This is a genomic window from Streptomyces hygroscopicus subsp. hygroscopicus, assembly GCF_001553455.1.
In the GTDB taxonomy this organism is placed as follows: Bacteria; Actinomycetota; Actinomycetes; order Streptomycetales; family Streptomycetaceae; genus Streptomyces; species Streptomyces hygroscopicus.
In genome coordinates, this window is record NZ_BBOX01000344.1 from 1 (window position 1) to 17,033 (window position 17,033).

The following is a 17,033-nucleotide window of genomic DNA, read 5'->3' on the forward strand; positions in this document are numbered from 1 at the left end:
GCATCACAGCCCGCACCCCGTGACCCCTGCGATACGTGCGGGTAACTTCCCTCAAAGCCCAGCCCGCACCCCGCCCCCATGGAGCCGTGATGCCCGAAGCAGTGATCGTCTCTGCCGCCCGTTCACCCATCGGCCGAGCCTTCAAGGGATCGCTCAAGGATCTGCGGCCGGACGACCTGACCGCCGAGATCATCCAGGCCGCCCTCGCCAAGGTCCCCGAGCTCGACCCGCGCGAGATCGACGACCTGATGCTCGGCTGCGGACTGCCGGGCGGCGAGCAGGGACACAACCTGGGCCGGATCGTGGCCGTGCAGATGGGGATGGACCACCTCCCCGGCTGTACGATCACGCGCTACTGCTCCTCCTCCCTCCAGACCTCCCGGATGGCGCTGCACGCCATCAAGGCGGGCGAGGGCGACGTCTTCATCTCGGCGGGCGTCGAGATGGTCTCGCGGTCGAAGAAGGGCACCTCGGACGGGCTGCCGGACACCCACAACCCGTTGTTCGCGGAGGCCGAGGCGCGTACGGCCGGCCGTGCCGAGCAGGAGGGCACCGACTGGCACGACCCGCGCGAGGACGGCCTGCTCCCCGACCCGTACATCGCGATGGGTCAGACGGCCGAGAACCTGGCCCGGCTCAAGGGGATCACCCGCGAGGAGATGGACGAGTTCGGCGTGCGGTCCCAGAACCTCGCCGAGCAGGCCATCGAGAAGGGCTTCTGGGAGCGTGAGATCACCCCGGTGACCACGCCGGACGGCACGGTCGTCAGCAAGGACGACGGCCCGCGCGCCGGTACCACTCTGGAGGCGGTGCAGGGCCTGAAGCCGGTCTTCCGCCCTGATGGCCGGATCACCGCGGGCAACTGCTGCCCGCTCAACGACGGCGCCGCGGCGCTGGTGATCATGTCGGACACCAAGGCGCGGGAGCTGGGCGTGACCCCGCTGGCCCGGATCGTGTCGACCGGCGTCTCCGGCCTCTCCCCCGAGATCATGGGCTACGGACCGGTCGAGGCGTCCAAGCAGGCGCTGGCCCGCGCCGGGATGACGATCGGCGACATCGACCTGGTGGAGATCAACGAGGCGTTCGCCGCGCAGGTCATCCCGTCCTACCGCGATCTGGGCATCGACCTGGACCGCCTCAACGTCAACGGCGGCGCAATCGCCGTGGGTCACCCCTTCGGCATGACCGGCGCCCGGATCACCGGGACGCTGATCAATTCGCTGCAGTTCCACGACAAGCAGTTCGGCCTCGAGACGATGTGCGTTGGGGGCGGCCAGGGCATGGCGATGGTGATCGAGCGGCTGAGCTGAGCCGAGCCGGGGGCCGGGCCGCTGAAGCCGGGCCGACCCCCTGGAGCCGGGCCGAGCCCCCGCAGCCGAGCCGGGCCGGGCGGCTGCGCCGAGCCGTGACCGAATCTCCCCCAGGATGTGACAAAGGTCCTGGGAGAGGGACGTCTGTCCAGCTCAGCACCGGTGACCAAAGGCCCTCCCGGTACCGAATTCTGTCCATTTGGTGTTGATATGCGCTGACGTCGAGAGGCGATAAGCGTCAAGCTGAGGTAGGAATTCGGGGGATCGACAGCCAACCGGGAGTTACGTCAGTGAGCCCCATGACCCTTGCCCTTCTCCTGGCCGCGGTGACCGCCACGGCCGTAGGGGCGGCCGCCCTGCACACCGCACGCGGTGTGCGCCGGCAGATCAGTGAGCTGCGCGCCGAGCTCGCGGCCACGGTCGCGGCCGGCGCCCAGGGCGGCGGAGGCGGTGCGGAGGACGGTGCGCAGGTGCCCGCGCCCCGCGCCACCCCGGCCGCCGAGATACGCGCGGCCGTCGCCGACGCGCTCGCCGAGGAGCGGGAGCGCGAGCTGGCCGAGGCACGGGCGTTCTGGGCCGCCCAGGAGGCCAGGGACTCCGGCGGGGCGGCCGACGCCCACTCGCTGCTGGGCGGGGCGAGCGGGTTCGGCGAGGACTCCGCCCAGGACGCGCAGCTCTTCGTGCCCCGCCAGGCCGACCTGGCCGGGCTCGAACCGCTGCTCGGCCTGGACGCGCTGGGCCCCGAGTCCGCGGACTCCGCCGGGGACCAGGAACCCGAGGTCGAGGCCGAGCTGGAGCTGGAGCTGGGCGCCGAGGCGGAACCGTCCGCCGGGCCCCTGGAGTCGGCCGAGCTGGCGGCGGCCCGCCGGCGCCATCCGTCCCACCCCGACTTCACCCCGCCGTCGCCGGTCGCCGACCACGACCGCACGGTGAGCCGGATCACCGAGCTGGCCGACGCCCGCACCCCGCTGTCCGATGTGCGCCCCGGGCCCCTCGGCACCCTCGATGTCTACGTCTTCGCCGACGGGACCACGATCTGCATGACCCCGGGCCACCGGGAGACGGCGGACCGGCTGGCGGACGCGCTGCGCGAAGGCACCACCCCGGTGCTGCTCGGCGGCTCGGGCGTCTCCGGTGCGTACGCGCTCACGTTCGGTTGCGGTGGCGAGAACGTGTACGTCCTCGCCGACCGCGTCATCGCCTCGCTCTAGGCCCGGCGGCCCCGTAGCCCCTCGCGCTCAGTGAGCCGCGCCCCGTGAGCCCCCGCACTCGTAAGCCGCGCTCCATAAGCCCCCGCGCTCGGTGAGCCGCGCTTCGTGAGCCCGCGCACGCGGTGATCCGCGCCCCGTAAGCCACCGCCCTCGGTGAGCCGCGCTCCAAGCCTCCGCGCTTCGTAAGCCCCCGCGCTCGTAAGCCGCGCTCCATAAGCCGCCACTCATCAGCCCCGCCGGGCTCCATAAGCAACGGCGGGCTCAGGAAGCTCCGGCGGGCTCCGTCAGCCCCGGCGGCGTCAGGGAGACCCCGGCGGCGCCACGGACCCCGGCGGCGCCACACGGACCCCAGCGGACCCCACCAGAAATCCGGGTACCCGAGGTGTCAGACGCCGCAGCGCCCGGCCGTCTCCCCCACGAGCGCCACCGCCTCGGCGACCCCACCCGCCGCAGGAGCGCCCCCGACCCCACCCGCCGCAGGGCCGCCCCCGGCGCCGCCCGGCGCACGCTCCAGCGCGTGCGCCAAGTCGTGTCCGGCCACCGCGACCTGGTCGGCGACCACGAACATCCCCGCGTCCGGCATGATCCGCGGCGGGGTCCCCGGCTCCTCGAGACGCTGGGCGCGCAGCGACAATTCCCTGGCCAACGCCAGCCCTTCGGCGGCGGCGCCCGCGCGCAGCCGGGACTGCGGAAGGGCGCGCAGCCGGTCGGCGAGCCGGTCGACGGCGGTCAGAAGCGGGGTGACATCATCCACGCCCCGAGCGTATGCGCCACCCGCGGACTGTTGCCAACGGGCGCACACTCAGGCACGGTGAGCTGAAGGAAACCCGGGCCGTGGTCCCGGGGCCGGCATGAACGCGTCCGGAGGCGCCGATGTCCCAAATCTTCTCCGACGAGACTCACCGGAACCTACTCTCCCGTATCCCCCACTGCACCGGCCGTGAAGTCGCCGACTGGCTGCGCACGGTCGACGAGGGCCCCGCTTTCTCCCGCTTCGAGGAGAAGGTCAGCTGGCTGCGCGGCGAACACCAGCTCGCCTACGGCCACGCGAAAGCCATCATCCATGAACACGATTTGAGGCGCGCGGCACGCAAGCTGTTGTAGCCGCCGCCCGGAGGCAGAAGCGTGTATGACAGACCCACCCAACGGGGCGGCTCAAGCCGCGCAGGAAGAAGGGCCCGCGGAGGTGATCACCTCCGCGGGCCCTTCTGTTGCGGTGCTCAAAGCCCAAGGCCCCGGCGCTACTCCCGGAGCCCCGGCGCTACTCCCGGAAGATGGAGATCAGCCGGAGCAGCTCCAGGTAGATCCACACCAGCGAGAGCGTCAGGCCGAAGGCGGCCAGCCAGGACTCCTCGCGCGGAGCGCCGTACCGGACACCGTCCTCGACCTGCTTGAAGTCCATCGCCAGGAACGCCGCGCCGAGCACGACGCCGACGATGCCGAAGACGATGCCGAGGCCACCGCTGCGGAAGCCGAGGCCGTCACCGCCGCCGAAGGCGGCGAACAGCAGGTTGACCGTCATCAGCAGCAGGAAGCCGATGGCGGCGGCGAGCACGAAGCGCTGGAACCGCGCGTTCACCCGGATGAGGCGGGTCTTGTACGCGACCAGCACACCGACGAACACGGCCATCGTGCCGAGCACGGCCTGCATCGGGATGCCGGACCAGCGCTCGTTGTAGACCTGGCTGATGACGCCCAGGAAGAGACCCTCGAAGAGGGCGTACCCGATGATCAGCGCGGGGGACACGGTGCGCTTGAACGACTGGACGAGGCCGAGCACCATCGCCACGAGCGCGGCGCCGAAGCCCACGCCCACCGGAAGCTGCGCGATCCAGGCGACCGCGGCGGCGACGATGACCGTACCGAGCGTCATACCGGTGCGCATGACGACGTCGTCCATCGTCATCCGGCCGGTCTGCAGCGGGCCCGCCGGCGGCGCGCCGTACATCTGCTGCAGCTGCTCGGGGGTCAGATTCTGCTGGTCGCCCGCCGCGTAGGGGTTCGTGGGCGGCTGTGTCTGCGCGTACGGGTTACCACCGGCGTACGGGTTGCCCTGACCGGCGACGGGGCTCCCGGCCTGCGGCGCCGCGCCGAAACCGGCGTAGCCGCCGCTGCGGCTGAACCCCCGTCGCGAGAAGACCGGGTTGCTGCTCCTCATCTCACTCCTCCATGGCCGCCGGGCGCGACCTTGACTCAAGAGTAATGGGTAAGCAAAGAAAGCACCCTAGTGCCCAAGGAGGATCTTTTCACGCGGCGGGAGGCCGCGCGAGGCCCGCACGGGCCCCGCGCTCACACAGTGGGCGACCGCCCACACACGCTGAGTGCGCCCACAGGATCTGGAGGTGCCCGGAACCGGACTTGAACCGGTACGCCCGCGAGGGGCAGCGAGGTTTAAGCTCGCCGTGTCTGCATTCCACCATCCGGGCAGCGGCTCCCGCTGGGCCGTACGGAGCACCTACGACCCTCCCCTTGAAGAGAGCAGCACGAGCCTATCCGGGGACATGCCCCCGCACAGTGGATCCGCAGACCGAGGTTGTCTTATTTTATTGGCAACTGAGGGAGCATCAGCAGCGGGGCGGGGTACCCGGCGATGGCGGCGGCCATTGGACCTGCCGATATGCCCTGAACCCCCATTAACTGGGGATTGACGCAATCTCGACGCCCCGTGCGGGGCTTCTTCTCCTACTCAAGGAGGACTCCGCCGCCACCACCTACATCGCGAGGCCCCCCGCAGAACCGGAGCACGGGGTGATCCCGTCCCCACTCTCAACCGGAACCATGGAGTGACGTCCCGCCCACTCCCGTAGAGCACGACAGGAGCCATTCACCGTGACCACCACCCCCACCGGCGTTGACCCCGCCCTCCGCTCCACCGCGGCGGCAGCCCGCGCCACGGATCTCTGCAAGGTCTACGGCGAGGGCGAGACCCAGGTGATCGCCCTGGACTCTGTCTCCGTCGAGTTTCACCAGGCGGAGTTCACCGCGATCATGGGTCCCTCCGGTTCGGGCAAGTCGACGCTGATGCACTGCATGGCGGGTCTCGACACGATCTCCAGCGGCTCGGCCCGGATCGGCGACGTCGAACTCACCACGCTCAAGGACAAGAAGCTCACCCAGCTGCGCCGCGACAAGATCGGCTTCATCTTCCAGGCGTTCAACCTGCTGCCGACGCTGAACGCGTTGGAGAACATCACCCTTCCGATGGACATCGCGGGCCGCAAGGCCGACCAGGCGTGGCTGGACCAGGTCGTGGCCACGGTCGGGCTGGCCGGGCGGCTCAAGCACCGCCCCAGCCAGCTGTCGGGTGGTCAGCAGCAGCGCGTCGCCGTGGCCCGCGCCCTGGCCGGCCAGCCGGAGATCATCTTCGCCGACGAGCCCACCGGCAACCTGGACTCCCGTTCCGGCGCGGAGGTCCTGGGCTTCCTCCGCAACTCGGTGCGCGAAATGGGCCAGACGATCGTGATGGTGACCCACGACCCGGTCGCCGCCTCCTACTCCGATCGGGTGGTCTTCCTCGCCGACGGCCAGATCGTGGACGAGCTGCGCGACCCCACCGCCGACTCGGTCCTGGACCGCATGAAGCGCTTTGACGCCAAGGGCCGCACGAGCTGACGCGGGGCGCGCGCCCGCCACCGCACGCCGCCTCGCACCTCCCCTCCCCACCCTTCAGGACTGACACCCCATGCTCCGTACCGCCTTGCGCAACGTGCTCGCGCACAAGGCCCGGCTGCTGATGACCGTGCTCGCCGTGATGCTCGGCGTGGCCTTCGTCTCCGGCACCCTGGTCTTCACCAACACCATCTCCGACGCCTACCAGAAGAGCTCCGAGAAGGGCTTCGACGGCGTCGACGTCGCCATCAGCCCCGACGATTCCGACGACGACTCGGCCAACCCCGGCGAACCGCCCCGGCTGAGCCAGCAGGTGCTCGACAAGGCGGTCAAGGTGCCCGGCGCCGCCTCCGCCTACGGCGTCGTGTACGGCTTCACCGCGGTCTCCGACCGGGACGGTGACCTGCTCGGCAGCGGCTTCTCCAACGTCGGCGGCAACTACTACCCGGGGGCCGACGGCAAGGACCCCCGGTACACGATGACCAAGGGCCGCGCCCCCAAGTCCGCGGGGGAGATCGCGCTCGACTACAAGTCGGCCGACAGCGGCGACTACAAGGTCGGGGACACCGTCCGGCTGTCCGTCGACGGCCCGGTGCGCAACGAGAAGATCGTCGGAATCTTCGACACCGACGACGGCAATGTCGCGGCCGGAGGCAGTCTCGCGCTGTTCGACACGCCCACCGCCCAGAAGCTGTTCGCCAAGCCCGGACAGTTCGACGGGATCAATGTGAAGGCCGCCCCCGGGACCTCGCAGGACGCGCTGAAGTCCGCGATCGACAAGGTCCTGCCCGCGCAGGCCAAGGCCAAGACCGGTCAGAAGCTCGCCGATGACCAGGCCGAGGCGATCAAGCAGGGCATGAGCAGCATGCAGACCGCGATGCTGGTGTTCGCCGGGATCGCGCTCTTCGTCGGCATCTTCATCATCGTCAACACCTTCACCATGCTGGTCGCCCAGCGCACCCGGGAGCTCGCCCTGATGCGCGCGGTGGGCGCGACCCGCCGTCAGGTGACCCGCTCGGTGCTGATCGAGGCCACCGTCGTGGGCGCCGTCGCGGCCGTGGTCGGCCTCGCCGCCGGTGTCGGCATCGGCGCCGGGCTGCGCTCGCTGCTCAACGCCACGGGGGCGATCGTCCCGGACGGTCCGCTGATCGTCGCGCCGACCACCGTGCTGGTCTCGCTGCTGGTGGGCGTCGTGGTGACCGTGGTCTCCGCCTGGCTGCCGGGCCGCCGCGCCGCCAAGATCCCGCCGGTCGCCGCGATGAACAGCGTGCACGCCACGCCGACCACCCGCGGTCTGGTGGTCCGCAACACCATCGGCGCCCTCCTCGCCGCCGGCGGTGCCGCGGCGGTGATCGCCGGTGCGGGCATGGGCAGCGACGGCAAGGCCCCGATGGCGTTCGGCGCGGCCGTCCTGGTGATCGGCGTCTTCGTGCTCACCCCGCTGCTGTCCCGGCCGCTGATCGCGGCCGCCACCCCGCTGCTGCGGATCTTCGGGATGCCCGGCAAGCTCGCCCGGCAGAACGCGGTGCGCAACCCGCGCCGTACCGCCGCCACCGCCTCCGCCCTGATGGTCGGCCTCACCCTGATCACCGGTATGACGGTGATCGCCCAGAGCCTTCAGGAGGGCATCAACAAGATGGCTTCCGACGGGCTGAGGACCGACTTCGTCGTGAGCATGGGCGGCGCCAACGGCTCGCGGCCGCTGTCGCCCGAGGTGTCCCAGACCCTGGCGAAGCTGCCCGAGGTCACCGCGGTCAGCCCGCAGCGCCCCTCCCCGGCCCGGGTCGGCGGCGACAACGGCGTCCTCACGGGCGTCGATCCCAAGGCCATCAAGGACCTGGTGAACGTGGACTTCACCCAGGGCTCGTTCGCCGGGCTCGGCGGCACCAAGGTGGTCATCGACGACAAGACCGCTGACGAACACCACTGGAAGCTCGGCTCCACCATCCCGGTGACCTACGAGGACGGCAACAGCGGCAAGCTGACCGTGGGCGGTGTGTACGAGGGCAACCAGATGATCCAGGGGGTCATGGTCGACAGCGCCACGCTCACCCCGCGCATGTCCACCGTCACCGACACCCAGGTGATGCTGAAGATCAAGGGCGGCGCGACGGACGCCAACAAGGAACTGCTGAAGAAGAAGCTGGGCGAGAACCCGGCGATCAAGGTTCAGACCAAGCAGGACATCTCCGATGAGATCGCCCAGGCCTTCACTCTGATGCTGAACATGCTCTACGGCCTGCTGGCCATGGCCGTGATCGTCGCGGTGCTCGGCGTCGTCAACACCCTGGCGATGTCGGTCTTCGAGCGGTCCAAGGAGATCGGCATGCTCCGGGCGATCGGGCTGGACCAGCGCGGCATCAAGCGGATGGTGCGGCTGGAGTCGCTGGTCATCTCGCTCTTCGGCGGGGTGCTCGGGCTCGGCCTCGGCGTCTTCTTCGGCTGGGCGGCCGGTGAGCTGGTCGCCACCGAACTGCCGACCTACGAGCTGGTGCTGTCGTGGGACCGACTGGGTCTGTTCCTGCTGATGGCCGCCTTCGTGGGCGTCATCGCGGCGCTGTGGCCGGCCCGGCGGGCCTCCAAGCTCAACATGCTGAGCGCCATCAAGGCCGAGTAGCGGCGAGCCGGATACGGGACGTCCCCGTCCGCCCCTCTCCGGGGCGGACGGGGACGTCCGCGTTTCAGCCGCTCCCAGCCGTTCAGCCGCGCCAGTCGCGGGTGCGCAGCGGGAGCCCCGAGGCCCCGTCGTCGGGGGTGCGGACGGCGAGGATCTGGTTGACCCCGATCCGGTTGCGTTCGAAGGACAGGGCGGAGGCCGCCATGTACAGCCGCCAGACCCGGGCCCGGCCCGGGGAGGTCAGCCGCACGGCCCGCGTCCAGGACCGCTCCAGGTTGGCGACCCAGCGGCGCAGCGTGAGCGCGTAGTGCTCGCGGATGGCCTCCACATCGCGCACCTCGAAGCCGGCCTCCTCCAGCTGGGTGACGGTCCGGCCGACCGGGGCCAGCTCACCGTCGGGGAAGACGTAGCGGTCGATGAACTCGTCCACGTGGTACGCCTCCTCGTCCGGCTGGGGGCGCCGGGCGATCTGGTGGTTCAGCAGCCGCCCGCCGGGCTTCAGCATCCGGTACAGGATGGCGGCGTACTCGGCGTAACGCACGGCGCCCACGTGCTCGGCCATGCCGATCGAGGAGATGGCGTCGTACGGGCCGTCCGGGACCTCGCGGTAGTCCTGGACCCGGATCTCCACCTGGTCGGTGAGCCCGGCGTCCGCGACACGCTTGCGGGCGTACGCCGCCTGCTCCTCGGAGAGCGTGACCCCGACGGCGCTCACCCCGTACTCGCGCGCCGCGTGCAGCACCATCGAGCCCCAGCCGCACCCCACGTCCAGCAGCCGCTGGCCGGGCTTCAGGGCGAGCTTGCGGCAGACGAGGTCGAGCTTGGCGCGCTGGGCCTCCTCGAGCGTGCCGTCCGCCTTCTCCCAGTAGGCACAGGAGTAGACCATCGACGGGCCGAGCACCAGTTCGTAGAAGTCGTTGCCGACGTCGTAGTGGTGGCTGATGGCCTTCTTGTCGCGGCGCAGGCTGTGCAGCGGGCCGAAGGAGGTCCGGGCCTCCTCGCGGGGCGGGGACGGCGGCAGTCCCGGCCCGGCCAGCGCGGCCAGCTCCCGGGCGGCGGTGCGCAGCGCGGGATCGCGCAGCGCCTGGAGGCCGGTGAGCAGCCGGGACCGCGGCCGGACGGCGGGGCCGCGCTCCCACAACAGCCCGGACAGCCGGTCCAGGGCGTCGTACAGATCGCCCTCGACATCGAGGTCCCCGGCGACCCAGGCGCGGGCCAGGCCCAGCTCGCCCGGCCGCCACAGCAGCCGGCGCAGCGCCCGGCGCCGCCGTACCACCAGGGTGGGGGCGCCGGGCGGACCGGTCTCGCTGTGGTCCCAGGCCCGGACGCGGATCGGGAGGGGTGCTCCCAGCACCTCCTCGGCCAGGGTGACGATCCGCCCAGCGGCGTCGGCCATGTCGTACCTCCGTGATGGCGAGTCAAGAAGATTCACTCACCACGTAAACACCACGGAACCCGCCGCGCAGTCCCGCCGACACGTCTGGAAACGGCAAAACAGCGTCAAAAGCCGGGCCGTTGGAGGGCAGACGAAAGGGCGTCCGCCCCACGGATGGCGGACGCCCTCGGCGTCGGATGTGCGGGTCGGGCCCGCGGGTCAGGACGCCTTGGCCTTCTCGACCGGTGCCGGCTTGGCGGCGCTGACCGGGGAGGCGGCCTCGTAGAACTCCTCGCGGGGGTTCTCGATGGCGCCGAGCGAGACGACCTCGCGCTTGAGGAACATCCCCAGCGTCCAGTCGGCGAGCACCCGGATCTTGCGGTTGAAGGTCGGCATGGCCATGCCGTGGTAGCCACGGTGCATGTACCAGGCGAGGCGGCCCCTCAGCTTGATCTTCATCTTGCCGAGGACGATCATCGCGACGCCCTTGTGCAGGCCCAGGCCCGCGACGGCGCCCTTGTTGGCGTGCTTGTACTCCTTCTGCGGGAAGCCCCGCATACCGGAGATCACGTTGTCACCGAGGACCTTGGCCTGGCGCAGCGCGTGCTGGGCGTTCGGCGGGCACCAGGCGCCCTCGCCGACGGCGAGGTCCGGGACCTGGGCGTTGTCACCGGCGGCCCAGATGTAGTCGGTGCCCTGGACCTGGAGGGTCGCGGCGGTGTCCACGTGGCCGCGCGGGCCGAGCGGGAGGCCGAACCGGGCCAGCGCCGGATTGGGCTTGACGCCGGCGGTCCACACGATGGTGCTGGAGTCGACCTCGAGTCCGTTCTTGAGGACGACGTGGCCGTCGATGCAGGAGTCCATCGAGGTCTTGAGGTAGACCTCGACACCGCGCTTCTGGAGGTGCTCCAGACCCCACTGGCCGAGCTTCGGGCCGACCTCGGGGAGGATCTTGTCGGCGGCGTCGACGAGGATGAAGCGCATGTCCTCGCGCTTCACATTGGGGTAGTACTTGGCGGCGTCGCGCGCCATGTCCTCGACCTCGCCGATGGTCTCCGCGCCGGCGAAGCCACCGCCGACGAAGACGAAGGTGAGCGCCTTGCGGCGGATCTCCTCGTCCGTCGTGGAATCGGCCTTGTCGAGCTGCTCGAGGACGTGGTTGCGCAGGCCGATGGCCTCCTCTATGCCCTTCATGCCGATGCCGTTCTCCGCGAGACCGGGGATCGGGAAGGTGCGGGAGACCGCGCCGAGCGCGACGACCAGGTAGTCGAAGGGCAGCTCGTACGCCTCGCCGACGAGCGGCTGGATGACGGCGACCTTGCGGTCCTGGTCGATGGTCGACACCCGGCCGGTGAGGACCTCCGCCTTGGGGAGCACGCGCCGCAGCGGAACCACGACGTGGCGCGGGGAGATGCTGCCGGCCGCAGCTTCGGGGAGGAAGGGCTGGTACGTCATGTACGAGCGGGGGTCGACGACCGTGACGGTCGCCTCGCCGTACCGCATCTTCTTCAGGATGCGGCGTGCCGCGTACAGGCCTACGTACCCACCGCCTACAACGAGGATCCTGGGACGCTCCGTGGTGCTCATGATTCGAGTATCCAGCACCCCCCGGGGGGCACCTCGTGAGCCCCTTCACAAGGATGGTGAAGGCATCTGCTACACTCCGCCGCCGCCGTGACGGATGCCATACCGACGGAGCGGAACCACTGAGCGGATCACGACGTTCCCCGCCCGCCTGAACAGGGCTTGCCGTTGAACGCGGGAGTAGACCACGCGATCCGCGGGGGACCGCGCGAAACCCCCCGGACACCTCACGATCCGGTCATCGGCCGGGCCCGGCCGCCGAAACCGGGCCGGACGGCCCTATCGGGCGGCCACCAGGGCCCTTTTTCATGTGAAGGATTTCACGAACTTTCCCGGAGGCGGCGTGCGGAGCGCCCCCGCAGGGGATTCCGCAGCCGCTCATACGTTAACCCGCCCGCTCAGGCGATGCTCCAGACAAGGCCGTCGAGGATGTCGTGTTCGCTCACCACGACCTCCTGGGCACCCGTCCGCTCCATGATCGAAAGGAGGATGAGCGACCCCGCGCCGATCACATCGGTCCGCCCCGGGTGCATCACCGGAATCCGCGACCGCTCGGCGTGGGTGGAGGCGAGCAGCATCCCGGTGATCTCGCGGACCTGGTCGACGGTGACCCGGGAGTGATGGCTCTTGGAGGGGTCGTACTCCGGCAGCCCCAGCGCGATCCCGGCCACGGTGGTGACCGAACCGGCCAGCCCGACCAGCGCATGGCCGTCCGCCGGACGGCAGACCCGGGTGAGCGGCACGGTCCGCTCGGCGAGATCCAGCGCCCTGTCCACATCGCCCCGTATCGCGGCGATCTGAGCCTGCGTCGGGGGATCGCTGATCCGGCCGTCCGCCACCAGGTGGCGCTCGGTCAGCCGGACGCAGCCGATGTCCACGCTGCGGGCCGCCCGCGCCCGCTCGTCACCCTCGACGAACTCCGTCGAGCCGCCGCCGATGTCCACCACCAGATACGGCCCGGCCACATGATCGGGCCCCTGGAGCTCCTTGGTGGCGCCGGTGAAGGAGAACTCCGCCTCCTGGTCACCGGTGATCACCTCGGGCTCGACGCCCAGGATCTCCACGACCCCGCGCACGAACTCCTCGCGGTTCTCGGCATCGCGGGAGGCGGAGGTGGCGGCGAACCGGACGCGCTCGGCACCCAGCCCACGGATGACCTCCCCGTACTCGCGGCAGGCGGCGAAGGTGCGCTCCAGGGCCTCGGGGGCGAGCCGCCCCGTGCGGTCCACGCCCTGACCCAGCCGGACGATCTTCATCTGACGGTCCAGCTCGTTCAGCTCCCCGGTGGCCGGATCGGCGTCGGCCACCAGCAGCCGGATCGCGTTCGTGCCGCAGTCCACGGCGGCGACGCGGGTCATGCGCGCTCCTCCTCGCCGGCCTCGCCGTGCCCGTCCCGCTGCCCGTCTCCCTGCCCGGCCCCGGCCCCGTCGCCGCCACCGTCGCCGCCGCACGGGGCGACGCACGGGCCCTTGCGCCACCACTCGGGCAGCATCGCGAGGGCCTCGTCCCCGAGCGGATTGACACCGGGACCGGCCGCGAGGGCGTGCGCGACCAGGACGTGCAGGCACTTCACCCGGTCCGGCATCCCGCCCGCGCTGGGGAAGCCCTGGAGCACCTCGATGGCGTCGCGGCGGGCGATGTAGTCCTCGTGGGCGGCGCGGTAGGCGGCGGCGAGCTCGGGGTCGGTGGCGAGCCGGGCCGTCATCTCCTTCATCACGCCCCCGGCCTCCAGCGTGCCGATCGCGGACGCGGCGCGCGGACAGGTCAGGTAGTAGAGGGTCGGGAAGGGCGTGCCGTCCTCGAGCCGCGGCGCGGTCTCCACGACGTCCGGATGTCCGCAGGGGCAGCGGTGCGCGATCGCACGCAGACCCCGGGGCACGCGGTTCAGCTGCTCCCGTACGGCGCGGACGTCCGCGTCGGTGGGCGCGGTGGGCTCCGTCTGGGGCGGGGGCGTATCCATGAGTGGGAAGTTCTTCTTCTTCGTTTCGATTCGAACGCCGGGTGCGGCCGGCGGCCGGAGCGCGGCGCCTCAGCGGCGCGCACCGCCCGGCCCCGCCGCGTCCGCCGTGTCCACGGCGTCCCAGAGGTTGGTGTACCAGGGGCCGGCCGCGCCCTGGTCGGTGGAGTGCTGGGCGGAACCGCTGCCATCCACCACGCTGTAGCCGGTCTCCCCCGGCATCAGGAAGTGCAGCCGCTCCCGGGCCTGCTGCTCGGTGTAGGCGGGGTCGCGCAGCCGGGCCTTCTGCTCCCGCAGCCGCTTCACGTCCTCGCGGGCCCGCTGGGCCTCGCGCCGCTGCTCGGCGATGTCGGAGCGCTGGGAGATGTACTGCCGCATCGGATAGGCGAGCGCCACGACGAGGGAGCAGACGACCAGCGCGAGCAGGGCCGCGCGGCCGGTCAGCCGGCCCCGGCGGCGCTTGGTGCGCACGCGGTAGACCCGGGCGGCGGCGTGCTCGCCGAGCGCCTTGAGTCTGGTCGCGGTGGAGAACCGTTCCCGATCCGCCGGCACGTCGCCTCCCCGGTGATGGCTTCGCTTGAGTAACGCCGTCCCCGGCCACGGTACGGGACCGCGGCCGGGGAGGTGCGTCAGACGTGTCCGCCCCTGCGGGGCAGCCCCCGAAGGGTCGGCCCGTTACGGGTCGGCCCGTGACGGGGTCAGCCCTTGACGGGTCAGCCCTTGAAGCGCGGGAAGGCCGAGCGGCCCGCGTACACCGCGGCGTCGTCGAGGATCTCCTCGATGCGCAGCAGCTGGTTGTACTTGGCCACCCGCTCGGAGCGGGCCGGGGCGCCGGTCTTGATCTGGCCGCAGTTGGTGGCGACGGCCAGGTCGGCGATGGTGACGTCCTCGGTCTCACCGGAGCGGTGCGACATCATGCACTTGTAGCCGTTGCGCTGGGCCAGCTCGACCGCGTCGAGGGTCTCGGTCAGCGAGCCGATCTGGTTGACCTTGACCAGCAGGGCGTTCGCGGTGTCGCTGTCGATACCGCGGGACAGCCGCTCCGGGTTGGTGACGAAGAGGTCGTCACCGACCAGCTGGACCTTGTCACCGAGCTGCTCGGTGATGGTCTTCCAGCCGTCCCAGTCCTCCTCGTTCAGCGGGTCCTCGATGGAGACCAGCGGGTACGCCGCGACCAGCTCGGCGTAGTACGAGGTCATCTCGGCGGCGGTACGGGACTGGCCCTCGAACTGGTAGGCGCCGTCCTTGTAGAACTCGGAGGCGGCGACGTCGAGCGCGAGCGCGATGTCCTGGCCCGGCTGGTAGCCGGCCTTCTTGATGGCCTCGACGATCAGGTCGAGGGCCTCCCGGTTGGAGCCGAGGTTCGGCGCGAAGCCGCCCTCGTCGCCGAGGCCGGTGGACAGGCCCCGCTCCTTCAGCACGGACTTCAGGGTGTGGTAGACCTCGGCGCCCCAGCGCAGCGCCTCGGAGAAGGACTCCGCGCCGATCGGAGCGATCATGAACTCCTGGATGTCCACATTGGAGTCGGCGTGCGACCCGCCGTTGAGGATGTTCATCATCGGGACCGGCAGCAGATGGGCGTTCGGGCCGCCGAGGTAACGGAAGAGGGGGAGGTCGGACGCCTCGGAGGCGGCGTGCGCGACGGCGAGGGAGACGCCGAGGATGGCGTTGGCGCCGAGCGAGGACTTGTCCGGAGTGGCGTCCAGGTCGAACATCGCCTGGTCGATCAGGCGCTGCTCGGTGGCGTCATAGCCGACCAGCTCGGGGCCGATCTGCTCGATGACGGCGAGGACGGCCTTCTCCACGCCCTTGCCGTTGTAACGGTTCTTGTCGCCGTCACGGAGCTCGAGGGCCTCGAAGGCGCCGGTGGAGGCGCCGGACGGAACGGCGGCACGGCCGGTGCTGCCGTCGTCGAGGCCGACCTCGACCTCGACCGTGGGGTTGCCTCGCGAGTCGAGGATCTCGCGAGCTACGACGACGTCGATGGACGGCACGAGGTTCTCCTTCGTATGGGTCTGCGGTAGCAGCACGAGCCTAACGGGCCGGGAGGGCTGCGCCCCGCGTTCGCCCGTCCCGCGAGACGGGACGTGACACAAAAAGCCAGGTTCTGGGATGGGTATCCAGATTTCTCGGGAATGAGTGGGCCTCGGTGTCTCGGGAATGAGTGGGCCCCGGCCGGGCGCGCCATGGGGGCGGCGCGCCCGGCCGGGGCCGATGTCTCTCCGGGCGCCCCCGAGAGAAGGACCTCGGACCGCGGCCGGGACTGGGCCGACGCCCCCGGCCGGGGCTGGGCGAGGCTGGGCCGACGCCCGCGGCCAGGGCCCGGCTTCGGCCAGAACCCGCGACCGGGGCTCAGCTCCGGCCTGCGACCACGGCCGGGGCCCGGCTCAGCCGGAACCCACGTCCAGGGCTCAGCTCAGCCGACATCCGCGGCCGGAACCCGGCTCAGCCGGAACCTGCGACCCAAGCCCGGCTTCGTCCTGCGCCCGCGGCCGGAGCCCGGCTCAGCCGGAACCCGCGACAGGAGGTCAGCTCAGCCGACCGGAACCCACGTCCCAGGTTCAGCCAGGCCGACATCCGCGGCCGGGGCCCGGTCCGGCCCGGACCCACGGTCAGGGGTCAGCTCGGGCGGAACCCGCGGCCAAAGGGGGCTCAGCCGAGGTGCAGCCGCTGGCCCGGGTAGATCAGGTCGGCCTTCTCGACGATGTCCTTGTTCAGCTGGAAGAGCTTCTTCCAGCCACCCTTGACGTGGTGCGCCTTGGCGATCCCGCCGAGGGTGTCGCCGGACTTCACCTTGTACTCGCCGTCGCCCTTCTTGATCGGACCACGGGGCTGCTGACGCGTGGCGTGCTCGGACGCGGTCCGGGGCTGCGCTTTCGGCTGGGCGGGCTGGGCCTTCGGGGCCGACTGGACCTTCGGGGCCGACTGGGCGGCGGGCTGGCCCTGCGAGCCGGACGACGTCGAGGGGGCGGCGGGCGCGGACGGGGCGGACGGGCTGCCGCCGCTGGTCAGGCCGGTGCCGCAGACCGGCCAGGCACCCTTGCCCTGGCTGGCGAGGACCTTCTCGGCGATCTGGATCTGCTGGCCCTTGCTGGCCTTGTCCGCGGTGGGGGCGAAGGCGGTGCCGCCGTAGGCGGCCCAGGTGGAACTCGAGAACTGCAGGCCGCCGTAGTAGCCGTTGCCGGTGTTGGTCGACCAGTTGCCGCCGGACTCGCACTGCGCGACCTGGTCCCACTGGGAGGTGGTGGCCGCGGACGCGGAGGTGGCCCCGATCAGCGGAGCCGCCACGGCGGCACCGGCCAGACCGGTGAGCGCGGCGATACGGGTGGCCTTGGAGGGACGACGGTGCTTCCCGTTGGACTTGAGCATC

Annotated in this window: 14 protein-coding genes and 1 tRNA gene; 5 read left to right on the forward strand and 10 right to left on the reverse strand. The window is 71.1% G+C overall.

Going from position 1 to position 17,033, the window contains the following annotated elements; genetic code table 11:
- Nucleotides 1-89 precede the first annotated feature (89 nt).
- Both AXW62_RS30585 and AXW62_RS30590 read left to right on the forward strand, forming a co-directional pair.
- Complete coding sequence (locus AXW62_RS30585) at nucleotides 90-1,310, forward strand: acetyl-CoA C-acetyltransferase (protein ID WP_030837232.1); 1,221 nt, start codon at nucleotides 90-92, stop codon at nucleotides 1,308-1,310.
- Between the two features lie 290 nt (nucleotides 1,311-1,600).
- The gene (locus AXW62_RS30590; protein ID WP_060947374.1) at nucleotides 1,601-2,521 is read left to right on the forward strand and encodes a hypothetical protein; all 921 of its coding nucleotides are present in this window, start codon (nucleotides 1,601-1,603) and stop codon (nucleotides 2,519-2,521) included.
- Nucleotides 2,522-2,906: 385 nt separating this feature from the next.
- On the opposite strand, the gene AXW62_RS30595 is transcribed toward AXW62_RS30590, so the two are convergent.
- Nucleotides 2,907-3,275, reverse strand: a complete 369-nt coding sequence (locus AXW62_RS30595) for a hypothetical protein (protein ID WP_060947375.1) — start codon at nucleotides 3,273-3,275, stop codon at nucleotides 2,907-2,909.
- 119 nt (nucleotides 3,276-3,394) lie between these two features.
- On the opposite strand from AXW62_RS30595, the gene AXW62_RS30600 reads away from it, so the two are divergent.
- Nucleotides 3,395-3,625, forward strand: a complete 231-nt coding sequence (locus tag AXW62_RS30600; protein WP_030837240.1) for a DUF4287 domain-containing protein — start codon at nucleotides 3,395-3,397, stop codon at nucleotides 3,623-3,625.
- 157 nt (nucleotides 3,626-3,782) lie between these two features.
- Here the strand turns inward: AXW62_RS30600 and AXW62_RS30605 are convergent, their stop codons facing one another.
- Both AXW62_RS30605 and AXW62_RS30610 read right to left on the reverse strand, forming a co-directional pair.
- Complete coding sequence (locus AXW62_RS30605; RefSeq protein ID WP_030837244.1) at nucleotides 3,783-4,679, reverse strand: Bax inhibitor-1/YccA family protein; 897 nt, start codon at nucleotides 4,677-4,679, stop codon at nucleotides 3,783-3,785.
- Between the two features lie 185 nt (nucleotides 4,680-4,864).
- Nucleotides 4,865-4,947: transfer RNA gene (locus tag AXW62_RS30610), tRNA-Leu, on the reverse strand.
- A 403-nt stretch (nucleotides 4,948-5,350) separates the two neighbouring features.
- On the opposite strand from AXW62_RS30610, the gene AXW62_RS30615 reads away from it, so the two are divergent.
- Together AXW62_RS30615 and AXW62_RS30620 are read left to right on the forward strand one after the other, a co-directional pair.
- Entirely contained in the window at nucleotides 5,351-6,133 is a 783-nt protein-coding gene (locus AXW62_RS30615; protein WP_060947376.1) for an ABC transporter ATP-binding protein, read from the forward strand.
- Between the two features lie 70 nt (nucleotides 6,134-6,203).
- Nucleotides 6,204-8,747: an ABC transporter permease gene (locus tag AXW62_RS30620; RefSeq protein WP_060947377.1), complete on the forward strand. Its 2,544-nt coding sequence runs from the start codon at nucleotides 6,204-6,206 to the stop codon at nucleotides 8,745-8,747.
- 82 nt (nucleotides 8,748-8,829) lie between these two features.
- Here AXW62_RS30620 and AXW62_RS30625 read toward each other — a convergent pair whose 3' ends face one another.
- From AXW62_RS30625 to AXW62_RS30655, 7 genes are all read right to left on the reverse strand, one after another.
- Entirely contained in the window at nucleotides 8,830-10,143 is a 1,314-nt protein-coding gene (locus AXW62_RS30625; RefSeq protein WP_060947378.1) for an SAM-dependent methyltransferase, read from the reverse strand.
- Nucleotides 10,144-10,341: 198 nt separating this feature from the next.
- Nucleotides 10,342-11,709, reverse strand: coding sequence for an NAD(P)/FAD-dependent oxidoreductase (locus AXW62_RS30630; protein WP_030837256.1), 1,368 nt, complete (start codon nucleotides 11,707-11,709; stop codon nucleotides 10,342-10,344).
- A gap of 395 nt (nucleotides 11,710-12,104) precedes the next feature.
- The gene (locus tag AXW62_RS30635) at nucleotides 12,105-13,064 is read right to left on the reverse strand and encodes a Ppx/GppA phosphatase family protein (RefSeq protein WP_060947379.1); all 960 of its coding nucleotides are present in this window, start codon (nucleotides 13,062-13,064) and stop codon (nucleotides 12,105-12,107) included.
- Nucleotides 13,061-13,666: a DUF501 domain-containing protein gene (locus tag AXW62_RS30640; protein WP_060947380.1), complete on the reverse strand. Its 606-nt coding sequence runs from the start codon at nucleotides 13,664-13,666 to the stop codon at nucleotides 13,061-13,063. The genes AXW62_RS30635 and AXW62_RS30640 overlap by 4 nt, the downstream gene beginning before the upstream one ends.
- A 69-nt stretch (nucleotides 13,667-13,735) precedes the next feature.
- On the reverse strand, nucleotides 13,736-14,215 hold the full coding sequence (locus AXW62_RS30645) for an FtsB family cell division protein (RefSeq protein ID WP_030837264.1): 480 nt from the start codon (nucleotides 14,213-14,215) through the stop codon (nucleotides 13,736-13,738).
- A 161-nt stretch (nucleotides 14,216-14,376) separates the two neighbouring features.
- Nucleotides 14,377-15,657, reverse strand: coding sequence for a phosphopyruvate hydratase (gene eno, locus AXW62_RS30650; RefSeq protein WP_030837267.1), 1,281 nt, complete (start codon nucleotides 15,655-15,657; stop codon nucleotides 14,377-14,379).
- A gap of 658 nt (nucleotides 15,658-16,315) precedes the next feature.
- Nucleotides 16,316-17,032, reverse strand: a complete 717-nt coding sequence (locus AXW62_RS30655) for a LysM peptidoglycan-binding domain-containing protein (RefSeq protein ID WP_060947381.1) — start codon at nucleotides 17,030-17,032, stop codon at nucleotides 16,316-16,318.
- Nucleotide 17,033: the final 1 nt, after the last annotated feature.